The sequence below is a fragment of the Desulfococcus multivorans genome (assembly GCF_001854245.1).
GTDB lineage: Bacteria > Desulfobacterota > Desulfobacteria > Desulfobacterales > Desulfococcaceae > Desulfococcus > Desulfococcus multivorans.
In genome coordinates this window covers 4,237,241-4,252,871 of the sequence record NZ_CP015381.1, presented here as the reverse complement: position 1 = coordinate 4,252,871, position 15,631 = coordinate 4,237,241, and the positions used below count along the sequence as shown (strand labels likewise).

Sequence of the window (15,631 nt, the reverse complement as noted above, 5' to 3'; positions counted from 1 at the left end):
CGGGTTAATATCATCCTCTCTACGACGCCATATAGGCCGTCGGATCGTCAACGCCAGCCGCCAGAAAGCCTTTTTTCCGTAAGAGACAACTGTCACATCGCCCGCAGGCCTTTCCTTCAGGCGAAGGGTCATAGCAGCTCAAGGTGAGGCTATAATCCACACCCAGTTTTGTGCCTTTCCGGATGATTTCGGCCTTGGTCAGGTGGATGAGTGGCGACCGGATTCGGATCTTATGCCCCTCCACGCCCGCTTTGGTGGCGAGATTGGCCAGTGCTTCGAAGGCTGCGATAAACTCGGGTCGGCAGTCCGGATATCCGCTGTAGTCGACGGCATTGACGCCGATGAAGATGTCGGAGGCCCCGACCACCTCGGCCCAGCCGAGGGCGTAGGATAGGAAGATGGTATTCCGGGCCGGAACATAGGTTACCGGGATCTCACCGGCCATGTCGCTCTCATTTCTGTCTTTGGGCACGGCAATGTCGTCGGTCAGGGCCGATCCGCCGATGAGCCTCATATCCACGTTGATCACTAAATGCTTTTTTACGCCGATGGTGTCGGCCACGCGATTTGCGGCGTCCAGTTCCGCAGAATGGCGCTGTCCGTAACTGAAACTGAGGCTGTAGATGTCGTATCCCTCTGATTTGGCAATGGCCATGACCGTCGTAGAGTCGAGGCCGCCGCTGGAAAGGACGATGGCCTTACGGGGTGTTTCCATGCGAACTGCCTTTCATACACCCCGCTGTTCGGGGTTCCAGATGATTTTGTGGAGTTGCGGTTGGAGACGGACATTGAGGCGGTCCTCCAGTATCCATGCCGCCATTTGGTCCGGTGCAAGCCGACCGAAGACCGGCGAGAAGTGTACCGGGTTGGGCCGGCCCGAAAGCCTACCGGCAATCGTCCTTGCAAATTCGTAATCCTCCCGGTTTCCAATGACGAATTTGATTTCGTCGTGCGACGATAGACGATCGAAGTTGTCGAGATCGTTTTTGTCGGCCTCGCCGCTAGTGGGACATTTGACGTCGACGATCCGGATACATCGGTCGTCGATCCGGCTGATATCCTGCGTTCCGTTCGTCTCTAATAGTACGGTAAAGTCCCTTTCGATGAGTTCTCCGATTAAAAGCGGCGTCTCCGCCTGGATTAAGGGCTCACCGCCGGTCACCTCGACCAATGGGCACTGGTAATCGGCCACTCGTTGAAGGATATCCGGAATATCAAGGGCCACGCCGTCGTAATAGGCATATCGCGTATCGCAATAAGCGCACCGCAGATTACAACCGGTGAGACGGATAAAGACACACGGGCGGCCTGCAAACGAGGATTCGCCCTGGATGCTGAAAAAAATTTCGTTGACGGTGAGGGTCAATCCTCCTCCTCCCAGTAATAGGCCCCAGCTCCGGGAGTCTCACAAACCTTGACTTTCGAAACCTTGATCCCATCGGCATTCAATATCCAGCTCAGCTCTTTATAAAGAAATCGGGCGATGTTCTCCGACGTGGGGTTGACCGACTTGAAGGCCGGCAGTTCGTTCAAATTGAAATGGTCGAGCCCCTGAAGGACTTCCTTGACCGCTGTCTTGATATCGCGGAAATCGATGCCGATGCCGATCTCGTTGAGCCTTTCACAGCGGACATGGACCTCGATGATCCAGTTGTGTCCGTGGAGCCGTGCACAGTCGCCGGGATAGCCTTCCAGACAATGCGCGGCGGAAAAATGGGTTTTGACGTATATTTCGTGGATTTCCTTCATGGGGTTTCCTTCATCTTGTTATTCCTCTCGTCAGTCGTAACTTTTTCAAAAAATTGAGTGACATCTGAGCAAAAAAAATGCATTTTGAACCTTATCCCGGTTAGAGCGACCAAACTCAACAAGAAAAGATTCAAAATGCTGAGCTATATTTATCAAATTTGGATGTGTTTTCGCAAGATGTTTTCTCGCAGTTCGACCTGGCTGATCTTTTTGCCGCAGGGGCAACGTTCCGGCTTAAGAATGACAATTTCAGTGGGCATCATACGTTTCTGGATATGCCCTTTGTGCCCTTTTTTGGCGCCGGCTCGCTTCTGGACGGCTTTGCGCTTTGGTTTCTTCTTGTAGGGATTGTCTGAAGACGGCGGCAGGGTGTTTTTCAAACGGCGTCTGCCCCGATGGCTGCCATGACATGGCGGGGAACGTTTGGGAATGGTGTATGGACGTGGAAGAAGGGTCGTCCCGGGTCCTGCGCGGCGGCTCGTGGAACTTGGATGCCGCCTACTGCCGGACGGCAAACCGCAGTTGGGACGATCCCGACCTCCGGAACAGCTTCATCGGCTTCCGGCTTGTCTGCCTTCCAGGTCAGCTGGGTGAGCCCAGCCGTTAGGCCGGTAGGTAAGGAGCGGAGAGAGCCGGGGGCATCGCTTCGGAGGAGAACGGAGCGGGTGGCAGCCGGCTGCCAGCGGGTGACGGTCCTCTGCCGGCGTCCGAATTTGGGCCGGCACTCCGCCCTCAACCTCTGAATCTTGTGCATTTTCAATCCGTCACATTTTCAGCGTTTTCACGCCGCAGGTAACAACTTGACTTAATGTTTTCATGAATGTTATTGTTCAATGGTGCATAGCCCCACCGAGACGATATCGTCCGTCGCGTGCGCAAGGTCTTAGAAATTCTCTGGAAGGACAAAGCCTACGAGATGGAGATGGAAATCTGCGATATCCTCGGCGTCTCCGAGCTTCGAGACTATTTCCGCAAACCCGCAAAGTTCTTTCAGGATCACTTGAAGCGTTATTCCAAAGGCCGCCACAAGGCCCCGATTTACTGGCCGCTGTCGACGGCCTCGGGGTCCTATACCATCTGGATTTGTCATCACCGTTTGACCGACCAGACCCTCTACGCCGCAGTCAACAAGCACGTCAAGCCCAAGATCAGCGAGATCAAGCGCGGCCTCGCCCATGTCGAAGAAGAATTGAAAGCCGCTTCCGGTCGAGAGGCGACCCGGTTGCGCGACCGGCTGAATGAAACACAGACATTCCTCGGTGAGCTTCGTGTCTGCCCGAGGAGCTGGTTCGGATCGCGGCGTCTCCCTGCAAACCTGACCTCAACGACGGCGTGATCATCAACGCCGCACCGCTAACCGGTCTTTTCAACCTGAGATCATGGGCGAACGACACCAAAAAGGTTTGGGACAAATTGGAAAAGAGCGCCGATGACCGGACGCATCTCGCCTACACGATATGGCCCGACCAGGTGCGGGACGTCTGTAAAAAGGACCGTTTCATCGCTATCGCACATGGGCTTGAGGAGCTATGCGAGGTGGAAAAGCCCGCTTCCAAGAAGAAAGGCGGCCGCAGTCGTCGCAATAAGAAGGAAAAATCCTGATACAGGAGGAATATAATGTACAAAATTAACCGGATTAAAATAGGCGGTTTCAGGCGGTTGCTGAAAGTCGACCTGCCGGTGCGGCCGTTTATGGTGTTGATCGGCGCAAACGGGGTCGGTAAGACATCTTTTCTTGATGCCTTATCCATCCTGTCCGCTTCGGCATCAAGCAATCTAAACAGCATGTTGTCGCAATTCGGCGGTATCGCGAACCTTCTGACCCGCGGCAAGAGTGAAGATCTGTCATTCCTTGTGGATATGACGGTTCCCGGTCACGAGCCGCTTGAATATGAACTGCGGCTTGCACCAAAGGGTACAGGGTATTCCATCTCCAGGGAATTGTTGTCTCAGAAGCGGCAAGGCTTCAATAATCCTTTTCGACACATCGAATCGTCGGACGGTGATATCCGATACTACGAAACAGAGGAAAACCGTCTCGTCCGTCCCGATTGGGAACACAACCCCTTGGAAACATCACTCTCGCAGGTTCCGAAAATGTTTCGGCAACCGGAGGAGCTGCGGCGTATTCTGGCGACGGCCACACAGTATCACGTGCTGGATGTGGGGCCCCGAGCACCGGTTAAAATGCCCCAGCCCATGAAGCCGGCGACATTGCCCGGACCCGACGGTGGCGATCTGGTACCTTATCTTTATTACCTGCGTGAAGTCGACAGAGAACGATTTGAAATTATTATAGATTCTCTTAGAGCGGCTTTTCAGGATTTCGAAGAACTGAGCTTTCCGCCAGTGGCGGCGGGCATGCTGGCGATGACCTGGAAAGACAAACAATTCAACAAGCCGATCTACATGAATGAACTTTCGGAAGGCACGCTTCGTTTCCTTTGGCTTGTATCATTGCTTCAAAGCCCGAACCTGTCAACGATCACCATGATAGACGAGCCGGAAGTCAGCCTGCACCCGGAATTATTGAGCCTGCTCGCCGATTTGATGCGGGAGGCGTCCAAGAGAACCCAGTTGATCGTGGCCACCCATTCCGACCGTTTTATCCGGTTTTTGAATCCGGATGAGGTGGTGGTCATGGATGTTGATGATGATGGCTGTGCGACAGCGACATGGGCCGATTCAATGGATCTTGACCAATGGCTGGCCGAGTACAGTCTTGACGAAGTATGGCGAATGGGGCGGATGGGGGGCCGGTCATGAAAATATCCATCATCGTCGAGGGCAAAACCGAAAAGGCGTTTATTCCGTATCTCCGGAATTTTTTGAAAAACCGTCTGACCGGCGACAATCCCAAGTTGGATGTTTTTCCCTACGACGGCCGAATCCCTAAAGAAGATAAATTAAGACGGGTTGTGGAAAACCTTTTGGGAGGAAGAAAACCCGCGGACCATGTGATTGCACTGACGGATGTCTACACCGGCACAACCCCTCCCGATTTCACCAATGCACAAGACGCCAAAACCAAAATGAGGCAATGGGTGGGAAATGAACCGCGTTTTCATCCCCATGCCGCTCAATATGATTTCGAGGCATGGCTCTTGCCTTACTGGCCCACAATTCAAAAATTGGCGAAGCACAACAGGGCTGCACCCGGCGGCAACCCCGAGACGGTGAATCATCATAATCCGCCGGCACATCGAATCCGGGATATTTTCGAGATCGGCAAATGCAGAGACCGCTATGTCAAGCCCCGCGATGCGGCACGAATTCTTCGTGAAAACGATTTATCGACGGCGATCAACCAATGCACGGAACTGAAGTCTTTTATCAATACAATTCTGACCATTTGCGGAGGAACGGTGATTCGATGAAACGTTTTTACCTGCTTATATTATTTGGGCATTTTTGACGTTTGCGGCCGGCTGCCCGCTGTTTTTGAGGACGCTCCATGAAATTCACCGCCTTTCTTCATAAGAAACTGATCGACCTGCTGAACGACCGCTGCATTGTGATCTGGTATGACGCCGGGGGTGATTTCAAAATCTTCACCGACTTTCGTTCAACGCCCCGAACTGCGAGCTGCTGCTGCGATCGGAGGTGACGACTATCCCTGCCATATCTATCCAACGAAGATTCCTGATGAGCCGTTTGAACGTGTGCATGCCGGCGATATCATCGGACGGCTTGAACTGTCGAACCGGATCGAACAGGTCCCCGGCCGTTTCGGTCAATGTTTTTCAGGATTCGTAGGGCTTGACCCTGGAAAAGCGGTCCGACTTGCGGTATGATTTTGTAACAGTACCATAACGGTATTGGCGAAATGTATTGTCGCGGCCTGACCGTGCGAGAAGCCGCCGGATTGCAGACTTTCCGGGACTATGACTTTTTTGAAGCTGAAGCACCACGGCCGCAGCAGCATGTTCAGGTGGGGAATGCCTAAAGTGACCGGACAACATATTCACGTGACGTGTGCTATCATCGAGCGTGACGAGCTTGTGCTTGCCGCTCAGCGCAGCGACACCATGAGTCTTCCGTTGAAATGGGAATTTCCCGGCGGAAAGATCCGTCAGGGCGAATCTCCGGAAGCGTGTCTTATCCGGGAAATAGACGAAGAGATGGGTGTGAACGTTGTCATTGCCGGCCCCCTCAAGCCGTCTACACATCGGTATCCTTCCGTAACGGTGACCCTGTACCCGTTTATCTGTTACCTGAGGAAGGAAGAGCCGGTGCCGCTCGAACATGCCGCCCTGCAATGGCTCCCTCTGGATCAGCTCCACACCCTGGACTGGGCTGAGGCCGACATGCCCGTACTGGCCGAATATTGCCGGCTGCGGAGATGAAATGACGCATACGCCGCCTGCCCCAGGCCTTTACGATGCCCTGCTGGATAGTGCCCTGCAGAAAATCCTGGCCGCAAACCCCGAGTTGCGAGCCGTTCTTGAGAAGATCGACAGCGAGGAACAACCGGCGCGCTACGCCGCCTTTGTGGCAAAGATTCTTGAACAGGCCCTGCGCTGCGAGGCTGACCCCGGGAAGCGATTGGCGCTTTGCAACCGCATCATCGGGATGTTGGCGGATAAGGCTGGAATAGGCCATCTGCATAATCATAAACTGGTTGTCGCCCCTAAGTCTCTGCTCCTTGAAGTCACACCACCGCATTATGGTCGGCCCGGTATCCCTCGACCCCAGACCTCCATTGTTGAAAGCAGCCTCTTTACCGGTTCCTCCAGGGAGCCGCAGCTGGTGCATGAGCTGTTGGAGGAGATGCGCTCTGCCGACGAGGTCGATATCCTGATCTCATTTATCAAATGGTCCGGCCTGCGATTGCTGATGCCGGGATTCGAGGATCTGCGGGAACGCGGTGTGCCGGTCCGGATCATCACGACCTCCTATATGGGCGCCTCCGACGCGCCGGCAGTGGAATGGCTGGCGGCCATGCCCAATGTTCGGGTGCGGATTTCCTATGACACCAACCGGACCAGACTCCATGCCAAGGCCTATCATTTCAAGCGGCTCTCCGGTTTTTCCACCGGCTATATCGGTTCGGCCAACATGGCCCATGCAGCGATGACCAGCGGCCTGGAATGGAACCTGAAGGTAACCGCTCAGGATATGATCCATATCCTTGAAAAGTTCAGTGCCGAGTTTGAGACCTATTGGAACAGCCGTGAATTCATCCCTTTCGATCCCGGCAACCCCAACCCCTTCCGCCAGGCGATTGCCCAGGCCCGCAACATCGGCACCCAACAAGCCGCCGTCTTTTTTGATCTACGCCCTCACCCTTTTCAGGAACGCATTCTGGAAGCCCTGGAAAGGGAGCGTGTCATCCGCAGCCAATATCGGAACCTGGTGATCGCCGCTACCGGTACCGGCAAGACGGTGATCGCGGCTTTTGATTACAAACGGTTCAGGGAATTCAAAAAGCAGCAGGCCCGCCTGCTGTTCATTGCTCACCGCCAGGAAATCCTTCAGCAGGCCCTGGCAACCTTCCGCAACGTGGTCCGGGACCACAACTTCGGCGAACTGCTGTCCGGCCCCTATCGGCCGGAACGGTTGGACCACCTGTTCTGTTCGGTGGGGATGCTCACGAGCCGCCGGTTATGGGAACAGGTCGGCCGCGATTTCTACGACTATATCGTCATTGACGAGGTACATCACGGCACCGCTGCAAGTTACCGACCGCTCTTCGAACATTTTTCCCCGGAGATATTGCTGGGTTTGACGGCAACCCCGGAGCGGATGGACGGCGGCAATGTCGCTGCCGACTTCGGTAATCGGTTTGCCGCTGAAATACGGCTTCCCGAGGCCCTGGAGGAGAAACTGCTCTGCCCATTCCATTACTTCGGGGTGGCCGATCCGGTGGCGATCAGTGAAGACCGTTTCTGGAGATACGGCCGCTATGACGAAAATGCGTTGGAAAAGGTTTATACCGGCTCCCACATCCAGGCCAGGCAGCGTCTCGATGTCGTGCTGGCTGCCCTTGAACGATACGAATCGGACCTGGAAACGGTCAAAGGGGTGGGTTTCTGCGTCTCCATCAAACACGCGCGATTCATGGCCGAGATGTTCAGAAAACGGGGCATCCCGTCAGCCGCCTTTGTCTCCGACGTGGGCAGCGCCGACTGTGCCGTTTTGCTCGATAACCTGAAATCCGGCCGTCTTGCCTTTCTGTTTACCGTTGACAAGCTGAGTGAAGGCGTGGACCTGCCGACTTTGAACGTGGTTCTGTTCCTGCGACCCACTGAAAGTCTGACTGTTTTCCTCCAGCAGCTTGGCCGGGGGCTGCGGCATGCACCCGGCAAGGAATGTCTTACAGTACTCGATTTTGTCGGCCAGGTGCACCGGCATTATCGTATGGACAGCAAGCTCAAGGCACTGCTGCCAAGACACCGTTATGCCATTGACCGCGAGGTCGAAAGCGATTTCCCTCATCTTCCGGCCGGCTGTTCGATCCAGCTCGATCGGCAGTCCCGGCAATATGTGCTGGAGAATATCCGGGCCAATCTGCGCAATCTTGCCGCCCAGGTTCCAGAGCGCTTACAGACTTTCACTGTGGAGACAGGCCGGAAACCCACCTTCGGCAATTTCGTGCGCTATCATGATTATGAACCCGAGCGGTTGCTGGTAGCCGAAAGCTGGAGCGGCTGGAAGGCAAAGGCGCAATTGACACCGGTTCCGGCCGATCCGGATCTTGCTGTTTTGAAAAAGGCCTTGGTGCGGGCAACCTTCATCAACGGTCCGGACGAGATCAAACGGTTGAAAGACGTCATCCGATTATTGGCGCAAGGGCAGATAAATGCCGCTTTGCAGACGGCTGGAGACGCCATTCTTTTCATCCATTACCGGCTGTGGGCCGAGACTGGACCGCGCCTCGGTATTCATTCCCTGGCGGAATCGTTTCACCGGCTGAGCCGGAATCCCACCATTCTCAACGATCTGGTAGAAATCCTTGACTGGGCCAAGGAGGAGACCGCGGCAGGCGGCATCAAGCCGGAATTGCCGTTTGCCTGTTTGCTCGAACTGCATGCACGGTATGGTTTCAAGGACATAAAGGCGGCTCTTGGTATGGCAGACTTGAGCCGTGCGGGACAGACGGGCGTCGGCGTTCTTCATTTCCCGGACAAAAAGGTCTATGCCCTGTTGATCACCTTTCAGAAGACCGAAAAGGAATTCTCCCCAAGCACCATGTATGCTGACTATCCCATCAGCCGGGAACTGCTGCATTGGGAGTCTCAATCGCAAACCAGCCGGCAATCGAATACCGGGCAGAACCTGGTTAACCACCAGCCACGGGGTTACACCATTCTCATCTTTGCCCGCGACCAGAAGAAACGTAACGGCTGTACCGTGCCCTTTATGTTCCTTGGGCCGGCGGAGCGGGTGAGCTATGAGAGCGAAAGACCGATCAAGATGGTTTGGCGTCTGCGGTATCCAATGCCGGTGGATATGTTTGAAGAAAACAGGCGCGGTGGGTGATGTTTTAAATGAGGAAGACCTGTAAGAAAGTGCTTGACCATGGTGCCGAGAGATAAAAAAAGATAGCAGAATTCAGACGGGCAAACAACCTCTATGCAAGTCTTTTTCAAAAAAATGCGACATATGTCTTGACAGCTATCGCTAACAGCACGCAAACGTATGAGCAAGATTGCCTATCGATGTCGTTAAAAAGAGAGTCTTCTAATATGTCGGTGGTGTTGCTATTGACAACTCTTCCTTTTTTCTAATAAAAATTTTTGCAAAAATTATTCTTTTATCCCTATGGCGGAGGTATAATCATGAATCTCGTGATGGGGTTTCTTGTATTATTCTGCCTTTCCTTCAGCCCCGATGTGGTGTTGTCGATTTGTCCGGACGATAACTCGCAGATCGGGCATGGTTGTGCAATAAGCCCAGCCGCCACAGCGGATGAATCGGCCGACGCGCCGATACTGCGCAAAATCAACGTGCGGGACGCGGCGACATTGACGGCTACGGAATGGGACATCGGCGAACCCGCCAGCGCATTTGACAACAACTCGAACACGGTATTTCGATCCGCGAATATCAATCCCGCCTTTATACAGGCCGCCTTCCTCACCACTCAGTCTGTCAGAAGGATCAGGGTATTGCTCGGACAACCTGGCTACCCCGCGATCGACAGCAACAGCTGGCGCCTTGAAGCTGCCGACAACGAATTCGATCTGGATAATCAGACCGACTCATATGAGCTGGTCGTTCCCGATCGCTTCGACGTTGCAGGCGACTGGGACTCCGTGATTCTTCCAGAGTCGATCGACAAGCGTATTTGGCGCTTCACAGTCACCCGCACTGTTGGTGACAACTACGTACACATCCCCGAATTGGAACTGTGGACAGAGGTGGACGTCTCTGAAGGTGTGGATTTGAATGTGACCTACATCAGTCGATATCCGCGCTATGAGTGGGATTCGGCCAAGCCTTGGCCCGACATAGGTGAAGCGGTCATATTCACGGCGCACATCGTCAATAAGGGGGCCCTGGACTCCGGGTCCTTCGAGTATGAGTGGGTAGTCGACGGCGCAGTGAAGGCAGGCGGCGTGTTGGACAGCATCCCGCCCCAAGGCGTCAGGACCGTGGAGTTCGTTTGGGAATGGGAAACGAGCCGCCATTATATTGCCTTTCAGGCGGATCCCCGCAACCTTCTGGAGGAGTTGTCCGACGCTAACAACGGTGTTGAAGATGCTACCGACGCGCTGCCCCTCGCATTTTGGGTCGAGCAAAGCGTCTATGACGAGTTCAACCAACGTGAGAATGCCTTGGGCACATACTCCTGGGAAGATTGGGCGCGACAAATACCTGAACAGATGAACTGGATGTTTGATTACTCCAGGTATCCACTTGCTTCGAGAGGCGTATTTACAAGAGTTCGGCTGGACAAAGTCGAGGTTGTACCGGACGGAACGCTGTTTAACCTGAATTTTTCACACGCCCCGTTCGAGACGACGTCCGATGGTCAGTGGGGGTTCTCTACAGAAGAATATTTAGGGGCCCCTGAAAGTTGGCTTGGCGTCCCTTGGTGGGTTATCCACGAGCTCGGACACCAGATGTTCGGGTTGGTTGATCACTATGGGATGGATGTGCAAGATATTGATGTCGACGTGCTGGATTCCAGCGGCAATCGAATCGCCGGCACACCGTTACTCCCTAAGCTCCAATTTGACATAGTTCACGTTAACAGCCGGATATATGATCTGATGCGCTCGGCTTCCCCGTACTCCGTTCTTTCAGATCACTCCACATATTACCTCAACAAGTATTGGCGTATGGGAGATCGCACTCACCGCGTCTTTGGCGCTTACCTCCATGAAATTCCTGCGCAGACAGACATTCGACTTCTCGACGTACAAGATCGGCCTTTGGAAGGCGCCTCTGTTGCAGTGTACCAAGCGCAAGCGGGCGACGGACGTTCTGGACCATACAGCCAATACATCGACAACGCGCCCGACATCTTCGGCACTACCGATTCACGCGGTATCTTTTCGCTGGGCAGTAAACCATTCCCTGAACCAGAGCCTCCTCGCGATCCTGAACAAGGTCATATCTTGTACAACATCGCTCTTATTGAGCTGCGTCACCCTTCAGGAGATACACGCTATACATGGCTTGAGGTGGTAGACCTGAATCTCGCCTATTGGAGCGGACACACCGGGATCTATGTTCACGATGTCTATTTTCCCGAGGGAGATTCGCAGCTACGCCTGAGCGAGAGCACGGTATCGTTCTCAGCCACGCAAGGGTCGAACAGCCCGGACCCGCAGAATATCCAAGTGGATATACTTGGCACCACGCCCCACTTCTGGAAGGTGAAGCGCTCAGAGGTGTCCTGGCTCAGGACCATCCCCTCTCCGGATATCGCGCTCGGCATCGACGAGTATCCCCCAGGACCGCTGACCTTCATCGTCGACAGCTGTGAGCTTCCCCCGGGCGTATACACAACCCATGTTCTTGTTGGTATAGATGCGGGCACAGGAGAGATGGAGGATCCGCAATCTGTCCAGGTCACACTGAATGTCAACGAAAGTATTGTGCCCAATGAAATTATCGTTCCCATTGACATCAAACCGGGGAGTAAACGGAACGTTATCAATCCACGCTCCCATGGCGCCGTCTGGGTAGCCGTTTTTTCCGATCGGTCTACAGGCTTCAACCCGCGGGACATCGACGTGACAAGCGTGCGTTTCGGACCTGAAGAAGCTGAGCCGCTGCGCTACAAGTGGCGGGATGTCAACAAGGACAGAATCCATGACCTGATTCTACGTTTCAATATCCCTGATACCGGCATCGTCTGTGGCGACACTGAGGCTGTCCTGATCGGTAAGACTTTAGAGGGCGTGCAGATAACCGGTTTGGACTTGACCAGGACAGTAGGATGCAAGAGGAAATAACTGAACCTTGCTTTAAGAGACTTGTCGCGGCAACCTTCGGGTTGCCGTATTTGTTTGTTGGCATTTTATCATCCGAAAGTGGCCGTAATCAGGGAGATCAGGTTTCCGGTTATCTGCAAGGGCATTGTTCTCAAAAAATAAATTTTCACAGTTTGACAACAGACTACGATGTAGCGCTATTGGCCTGTATTTTGTCTGTCATGGTTATTCTTGATGTGATTCTTGAAGCACTCTAGATTTTACACGACGATAGGTTCATTACTTTTTCCCTGAAGATGCTCCTCTTCTAAAAACATCCAAAAAGACAAATCTCACTATAAATCACTAAACAATCGATCCTTGCCAACAAGCGCATCAATCCGGACTGCCAACGACATTTATTTTACCCCGGTCGATCCGGACCTTGTTGGCCTTCGTGACCTGCTTACAAATCCCAAACCCAGGTCATTGTGAAAAATCCTCGCAAGGAATCGCGGCGTCAACCGACGAAAGGGTCAACTGGAGGGCGGGATATGCAGGCACCAGGCACCGTTCTTCGTCACAACCCAAACCGACCTGAAGAAGGTCGAAAGAAACGGACCTTAATGCAGAGGAGATCGCCATGAAAACGAATCGAATCTTGCGGAGTATCCTTGTCTGCATACTCAGTATCCTTCTTTTTACCTCAGGCTGGGCTTCCGGGGGCGGCCGAACGGTCGTTCTCGAACCGACGCCCGAACATCCTGAAGCTACCGGGACCGTGTTGATCGATGAGCGCCATATCAGCCTTCAGGCCCGAGGACTCAAACCCGGCGCCGTATATACCGTATGGTTTGTCAACATGAAACCCGAAAAGCGTGAAGCGGGCGCCGGTGAAGCTCCCTACATGTTCCGGACGGACCCATGGGGCAACGGCAACTACAGCGCGCCCCTGAATGAAGCGCCCTTCGGCAAATGGTCGATGATCATGGTGGTGCTGCACCCCACCAACAACCCGAAAGACATGAAAAATATGGTCGGTGCCCTGAAGGCGCCTTTGTGAGCCGTCAGTCCCCAAACGCTCTGCCCCCTGCGGGCAGGGGGCAGTTTCATCACGGGCGTGCGTCAAAGCCGTTCAAGCCCCGTAACCTCATGGATCAGGAGCGATCATGTCCATCACTGTCGACAACAGGCCCGGAAACCGGTTGGGATCTCTGATCCGAACGCTTCTCCGACGGATGGACACCCCTTCTCTGCCTTACGATAAACGGATCATCAACAACATGCCGAACCTCTACCGTGTCATCCGAAAAGGGGATGTTGTGCTGGTGGAAGGCCGTTCGGAGTCGATTTCACGAAACGGTTGTCCTGCGCCACCCAATCGAGACGCATACCGGTAGTTTCGCCGGACAGCATAGGCTATTCCCATTGGGTCGCGGATCTGTGTGCAACATAACCGCCGAAGAAAGGGTCCACAGCAATGACTCAGAGAAAAAGAAACACCTGGCAAGGCAAGGCCGTTCTGGTGGGCCTTCTCCTGCTGGGCATTTTCGTCTTCCGATATTTCGACCTGGGAGAATACCTCTCTCTCGAGTATATCAAATCATCCCAGGAGCGGTTTCACGCGCTCTATCAGTCACACCGGCTTGCGGTGATTGGCGCATACGTCGGCATTTACATCGCGGTCACTGCTTTGTCGCTGCCGGGGGCGGCGGTGCTGACCCTGGCCGGCGGCGGCCTTTTCGGTCTGGCGGTCGGGACGGTTGCGGTCTCGTTTGCCAGCACCATCGGCGCCACCCTGGCCTGTGCCGTCTCCCGTTTTCTTCTGCGCGATTGGGTTCAGAACAAATTCGGCGACAAGCTGAAAACGATCAACGCCGGTATCGAGAAAGAAGGCGCCTTCTACCTTTTCTCCCTTCGCCTGGTGCCGATTTTTCCTTTTTTTGTCATCAACCTGCTGATGGGGCTCACCCGCATGCGGTTGTTCACCTTTTTCTGGGTATCCCAGGTCGGCATGCTGGCCGGGACCATTGTCTATGTCAACGCAGGCAGGGAGCTGGCCCGGATCGACTCCCTCTCCGGCATTCTCTCGCCGGGGCTTTTGATGTCCTTCGCCATTCTCGGCCTGTTTCCCATCACCGTCAGGAAGCTTCTTGCGCTTTACCGAAGGCGGTTCCGGAGGACTGCGGAAGAGGAGTCGGCCACCAAAAAAAGTGACCCGTGAGGAGATCTTGAATAATATAGAAGCCGCCGTCCCCACCCGGCCTCCTGGGGCTGAGTGTGGATGGCGGCGCTGCTGATGATGGTGTTGGCGACTTCATGGTGCTGCCGCTTCGGCACTATCATGCAACAGGGATGGCGGGTCCGGGGCGTCTACTTTGCTGTGGGAATCCCTTTCCCAACCCTTTGCTGAACGGCTTTTTTCAACCGATCGCGCGCCTCCGGGCTGAGCCCTGGGGCGGCCGGCTCCTCCACGGAATGGGGTACGGCCTCCTCATCGATGCGGCTCAAGCTCCTCAGAAAATAGAGCTGATGTCTGAAGCGGCGGCAATATCGGCACATCATCAGGTGGGCCCACATCGCCATCCTTCGGGATAAAGGAAGCCTGCTCTCCATGGCCTCGGAGGCCATGCGGCTCACATCGCGACAGCTCGGCATCCATTGGATTTTTTCCGTCATCTCATCCCCTTTCCGTGCGGACACCCGGCCACCGGGCTTCAAGGCACCGCTTCAACCCCATGCGGGCGCGGTAAAGCAAGGTCCATGAATTGGTCGGGGTAACCTTCATTTCCTGACAGATCTCTCCGGTCTCGGCGCCGTCCATCTCACGGAGCATGAAGACCCTGGCCAACCGTTCGGGAAGCTCGCCCAGGCATTGGTAGAAGATATCCAGAAATTCCCGCTGCTCCTGAATCTTTCCGGGATCGGTCTGCCACCTGGGCGGCAGGAGCGACCATCCCCCCTTCTCATTGAAGAGATCGTCTCCAGATGTGTCGTGCGCGTCGATCCGGTCGAGATTCTCGTTTGCGGATTCCCGCCGGCTTCTGCGGAAGTGATCGACGATCTTGTATTTCAGGATGGCCGTGAGCCACGTTTTTCTCGAAGACATCCCCTTGTAGGATTTGCGTGACCCAAGGGCTGAGACAAGGGCCTCCTGCACCAGCTCTTCGGCGATCGAAGGGTCCTTGACGCGGGCTACGGCAAACCGGTATAGCGCATCTCCATATTGATCCACCCAGTCTTCAGGGTGGTCCGGCAACTCCCTATGGGGCTCCGTCATATCCTTTTCTTTCTTCTTTGTGGCGGTCGTTAACATCATAATGAATATTTGACGCAGAAAGCATCGGTTGATCTTTCCAATTTCTTCTGCGGGTTCGCGTATTGATTTTTTTCTTGCGAATCTTCAGTTTTTTGTAGATAATCCGTATTACTCGAAATATTCTTTCTTGACGGGATTATGGTTTTTAATCGAACATATAATACACTGAAAAGATGAGTGTTTCGAGTATTTTTTG

17 protein-coding genes and 1 pseudogene are annotated in these 15,631 nt (G+C 54.2%); 12 read left to right on the top strand and 6 right to left on the bottom strand.

Annotated elements, in window-relative coordinates:
• Window positions 1-19: 19 nt before the first annotated feature.
• The 4 genes and pseudogenes from queC to dmul_RS21360 form a co-directional block, all read right to left on the bottom strand.
• The gene (queC, locus tag dmul_RS18625) at window positions 20-715 is read right to left on the bottom strand and encodes a 7-cyano-7-deazaguanine synthase QueC (protein WP_070962395.1); all 696 of its coding nucleotides are present in this window, start codon (window positions 713-715) and stop codon (window positions 20-22) included.
• A gap of 12 nt (window positions 716-727) precedes the next feature.
• Window positions 728-1,366: a radical SAM protein gene (locus tag dmul_RS18620; protein WP_020878558.1), complete on the bottom strand. Its 639-nt coding sequence runs from the start codon at window positions 1,364-1,366 to the stop codon at window positions 728-730.
• On the bottom strand, window positions 1,363-1,749 hold the full coding sequence (gene queD, locus dmul_RS18615) for a 6-carboxytetrahydropterin synthase QueD (protein WP_020878559.1): 387 nt from the start codon (window positions 1,747-1,749) through the stop codon (window positions 1,363-1,365). Before queD ends, dmul_RS18620 begins: the two co-directional genes overlap by 4 nt.
• 206 nt (window positions 1,750-1,955) lie before the next feature.
• Window positions 1,956-2,114, bottom strand: a pseudogene (locus dmul_RS21360) (IS66 family transposase); the annotation flags it as partial.
• Between dmul_RS21360 and dmul_RS19900 the strand changes: the two are divergent.
• The 12 genes from dmul_RS19900 (at window position 2,078) to dmul_RS18555 (ending at window position 14,340) form a co-directional block, all read left to right on the top strand.
• A complete protein-coding gene (locus dmul_RS19900) occupies window positions 2,078-2,356 on the top strand; it encodes a formylglycine-generating enzyme family protein (RefSeq protein ID WP_257785904.1) in 279 nt (92 codons plus the stop codon). The pseudogene dmul_RS21360 and the gene dmul_RS19900 overlap by 37 nt on opposite strands.
• Before the next feature lie 264 nt (window positions 2,357-2,620).
• On the top strand, window positions 2,621-3,085 hold the full coding sequence (locus tag dmul_RS18600; protein WP_020878590.1) for a hypothetical protein: 465 nt from the start codon (window positions 2,621-2,623) through the stop codon (window positions 3,083-3,085).
• Window positions 3,082-3,351 (top strand): hypothetical protein, encoded by a 270-nt coding sequence (locus dmul_RS18595; RefSeq protein WP_020878591.1) that lies wholly within the window; start codon window positions 3,082-3,084, stop codon window positions 3,349-3,351. The genes dmul_RS18600 and dmul_RS18595 overlap by 4 nt, the downstream gene beginning before the upstream one ends.
• A gap of 15 nt (window positions 3,352-3,366) precedes the next feature.
• Window positions 3,367-4,515, top strand: a complete 1,149-nt coding sequence (locus tag dmul_RS18590; RefSeq protein WP_070962390.1) for an AAA family ATPase — start codon at window positions 3,367-3,369, stop codon at window positions 4,513-4,515.
• Window positions 4,512-5,126, top strand: coding sequence for a DUF4276 family protein (locus dmul_RS18585; protein WP_020875277.1), 615 nt, complete (start codon window positions 4,512-4,514; stop codon window positions 5,124-5,126). Before dmul_RS18590 ends, dmul_RS18585 begins: the two co-directional genes overlap by 4 nt.
• 561 nt (window positions 5,127-5,687) lie before the next feature.
• Window positions 5,688-6,095 carry a (deoxy)nucleoside triphosphate pyrophosphohydrolase gene (locus dmul_RS18580; RefSeq protein WP_070962467.1) on the top strand — a complete coding sequence of 136 codons (408 nt, stop codon included), beginning with the start codon at window positions 5,688-5,690 and terminating at the stop codon, window positions 6,093-6,095.
• A gap of 1 nt (window position 6,096) precedes the next feature.
• Complete coding sequence (locus tag dmul_RS18575; RefSeq protein ID WP_070962388.1) at window positions 6,097-9,231, top strand: DEAD/DEAH box helicase; 3,135 nt, start codon at window positions 6,097-6,099, stop codon at window positions 9,229-9,231.
• Between the two features lie 299 nt (window positions 9,232-9,530).
• Window positions 9,531-12,158: a CARDB domain-containing protein gene (locus dmul_RS18570; RefSeq protein ID WP_020878373.1), complete on the top strand. Its 2,628-nt coding sequence runs from the start codon at window positions 9,531-9,533 to the stop codon at window positions 12,156-12,158.
• Entirely contained in the window at window positions 12,143-12,394 is a 252-nt protein-coding gene (locus tag dmul_RS20380; protein WP_144016619.1) for a hypothetical protein, read from the top strand. The genes dmul_RS18570 and dmul_RS20380 overlap by 16 nt, the downstream gene beginning before the upstream one ends.
• Window positions 12,395-12,759: 365 nt before the next feature.
• A complete protein-coding gene (locus dmul_RS18565; RefSeq protein ID WP_020878372.1) occupies window positions 12,760-13,179 on the top strand; it encodes a hypothetical protein in 420 nt (139 codons plus the stop codon).
• 106 nt (window positions 13,180-13,285) lie between these two features.
• Window positions 13,286-13,516, top strand: coding sequence for a hypothetical protein (locus dmul_RS18560; protein WP_020878371.1), 231 nt, complete (start codon window positions 13,286-13,288; stop codon window positions 13,514-13,516).
• An 80-nt stretch (window positions 13,517-13,596) separates the two neighbouring features.
• The gene (locus dmul_RS18555) at window positions 13,597-14,340 is read left to right on the top strand and encodes a TVP38/TMEM64 family protein (RefSeq protein WP_070962386.1); all 744 of its coding nucleotides are present in this window, start codon (window positions 13,597-13,599) and stop codon (window positions 14,338-14,340) included.
• A 149-nt stretch (window positions 14,341-14,489) separates the two neighbouring features.
• Here the strand turns inward: dmul_RS18555 and dmul_RS18550 are convergent, their stop codons facing one another.
• Both dmul_RS18550 and dmul_RS18545 read right to left on the bottom strand, forming a co-directional pair.
• On the bottom strand, window positions 14,490-14,795 hold the full coding sequence (locus tag dmul_RS18550) for an anti-sigma factor family protein (protein WP_070962384.1): 306 nt from the start codon (window positions 14,793-14,795) through the stop codon (window positions 14,490-14,492).
• Window position 14,796: 1 nt separating this feature from the next.
• Window positions 14,797-15,396 (bottom strand): sigma-70 family RNA polymerase sigma factor, encoded by a 600-nt coding sequence (locus tag dmul_RS18545; RefSeq protein ID WP_020875450.1) that lies wholly within the window; start codon window positions 15,394-15,396, stop codon window positions 14,797-14,799.
• Window positions 15,397-15,631: the final 235 nt, after the last annotated feature.

Bases quoted from the DNA above. Each gene is read 5' to 3' on its own strand.
- dmul_RS18580 (WP_070962467.1), top strand. From the start codon at position 5,688: ATGCCTAAAGTGACCGGACAACATATTCACGTGACGTGTGCTATCATC.
- dmul_RS18560 (WP_020878371.1), top strand. From the start codon at position 13,286: ATGTCCATCACTGTCGACAACAGGCCCGGAAACCGGTTGGGATCTCTG.
- dmul_RS18550 (WP_070962384.1), bottom strand. From the start codon at position 14,795: ATGACGGAAAAAATCCAATGGATGCCGAGCTGTCGCGATGTGAGCCGC.
- dmul_RS18575 (WP_070962388.1), top strand. From the start codon at position 6,097: ATGACGCATACGCCGCCTGCCCCAGGCCTTTACGATGCCCTGCTGGAT.
- dmul_RS18570 (WP_020878373.1), top strand. From the start codon at position 9,531: ATGAATCTCGTGATGGGGTTTCTTGTATTATTCTGCCTTTCCTTCAGC.
- dmul_RS18585 (WP_020875277.1), top strand. From the start codon at position 4,512: ATGAAAATATCCATCATCGTCGAGGGCAAAACCGAAAAGGCGTTTATT.
- dmul_RS18565 (WP_020878372.1), top strand. From the start codon at position 12,760: ATGAAAACGAATCGAATCTTGCGGAGTATCCTTGTCTGCATACTCAGT.
- dmul_RS18545 (WP_020875450.1), bottom strand. From the start codon at position 15,396: ATGACGGAGCCCCATAGGGAGTTGCCGGACCACCCTGAAGACTGGGTG.
- queD (WP_020878559.1), bottom strand. From the start codon at position 1,749: ATGAAGGAAATCCACGAAATATACGTCAAAACCCATTTTTCCGCCGCG.
- queC (WP_070962395.1), bottom strand. From the start codon at position 715: ATGGAAACACCCCGTAAGGCCATCGTCCTTTCCAGCGGCGGCCTCGAC.
- dmul_RS18590 (WP_070962390.1), top strand. From the start codon at position 3,367: ATGTACAAAATTAACCGGATTAAAATAGGCGGTTTCAGGCGGTTGCTG.
- dmul_RS20380 (WP_144016619.1), top strand. From the start codon at position 12,143: ATGCAAGAGGAAATAACTGAACCTTGCTTTAAGAGACTTGTCGCGGCA.
- dmul_RS18555 (WP_070962386.1), top strand. From the start codon at position 13,597: ATGACTCAGAGAAAAAGAAACACCTGGCAAGGCAAGGCCGTTCTGGTG.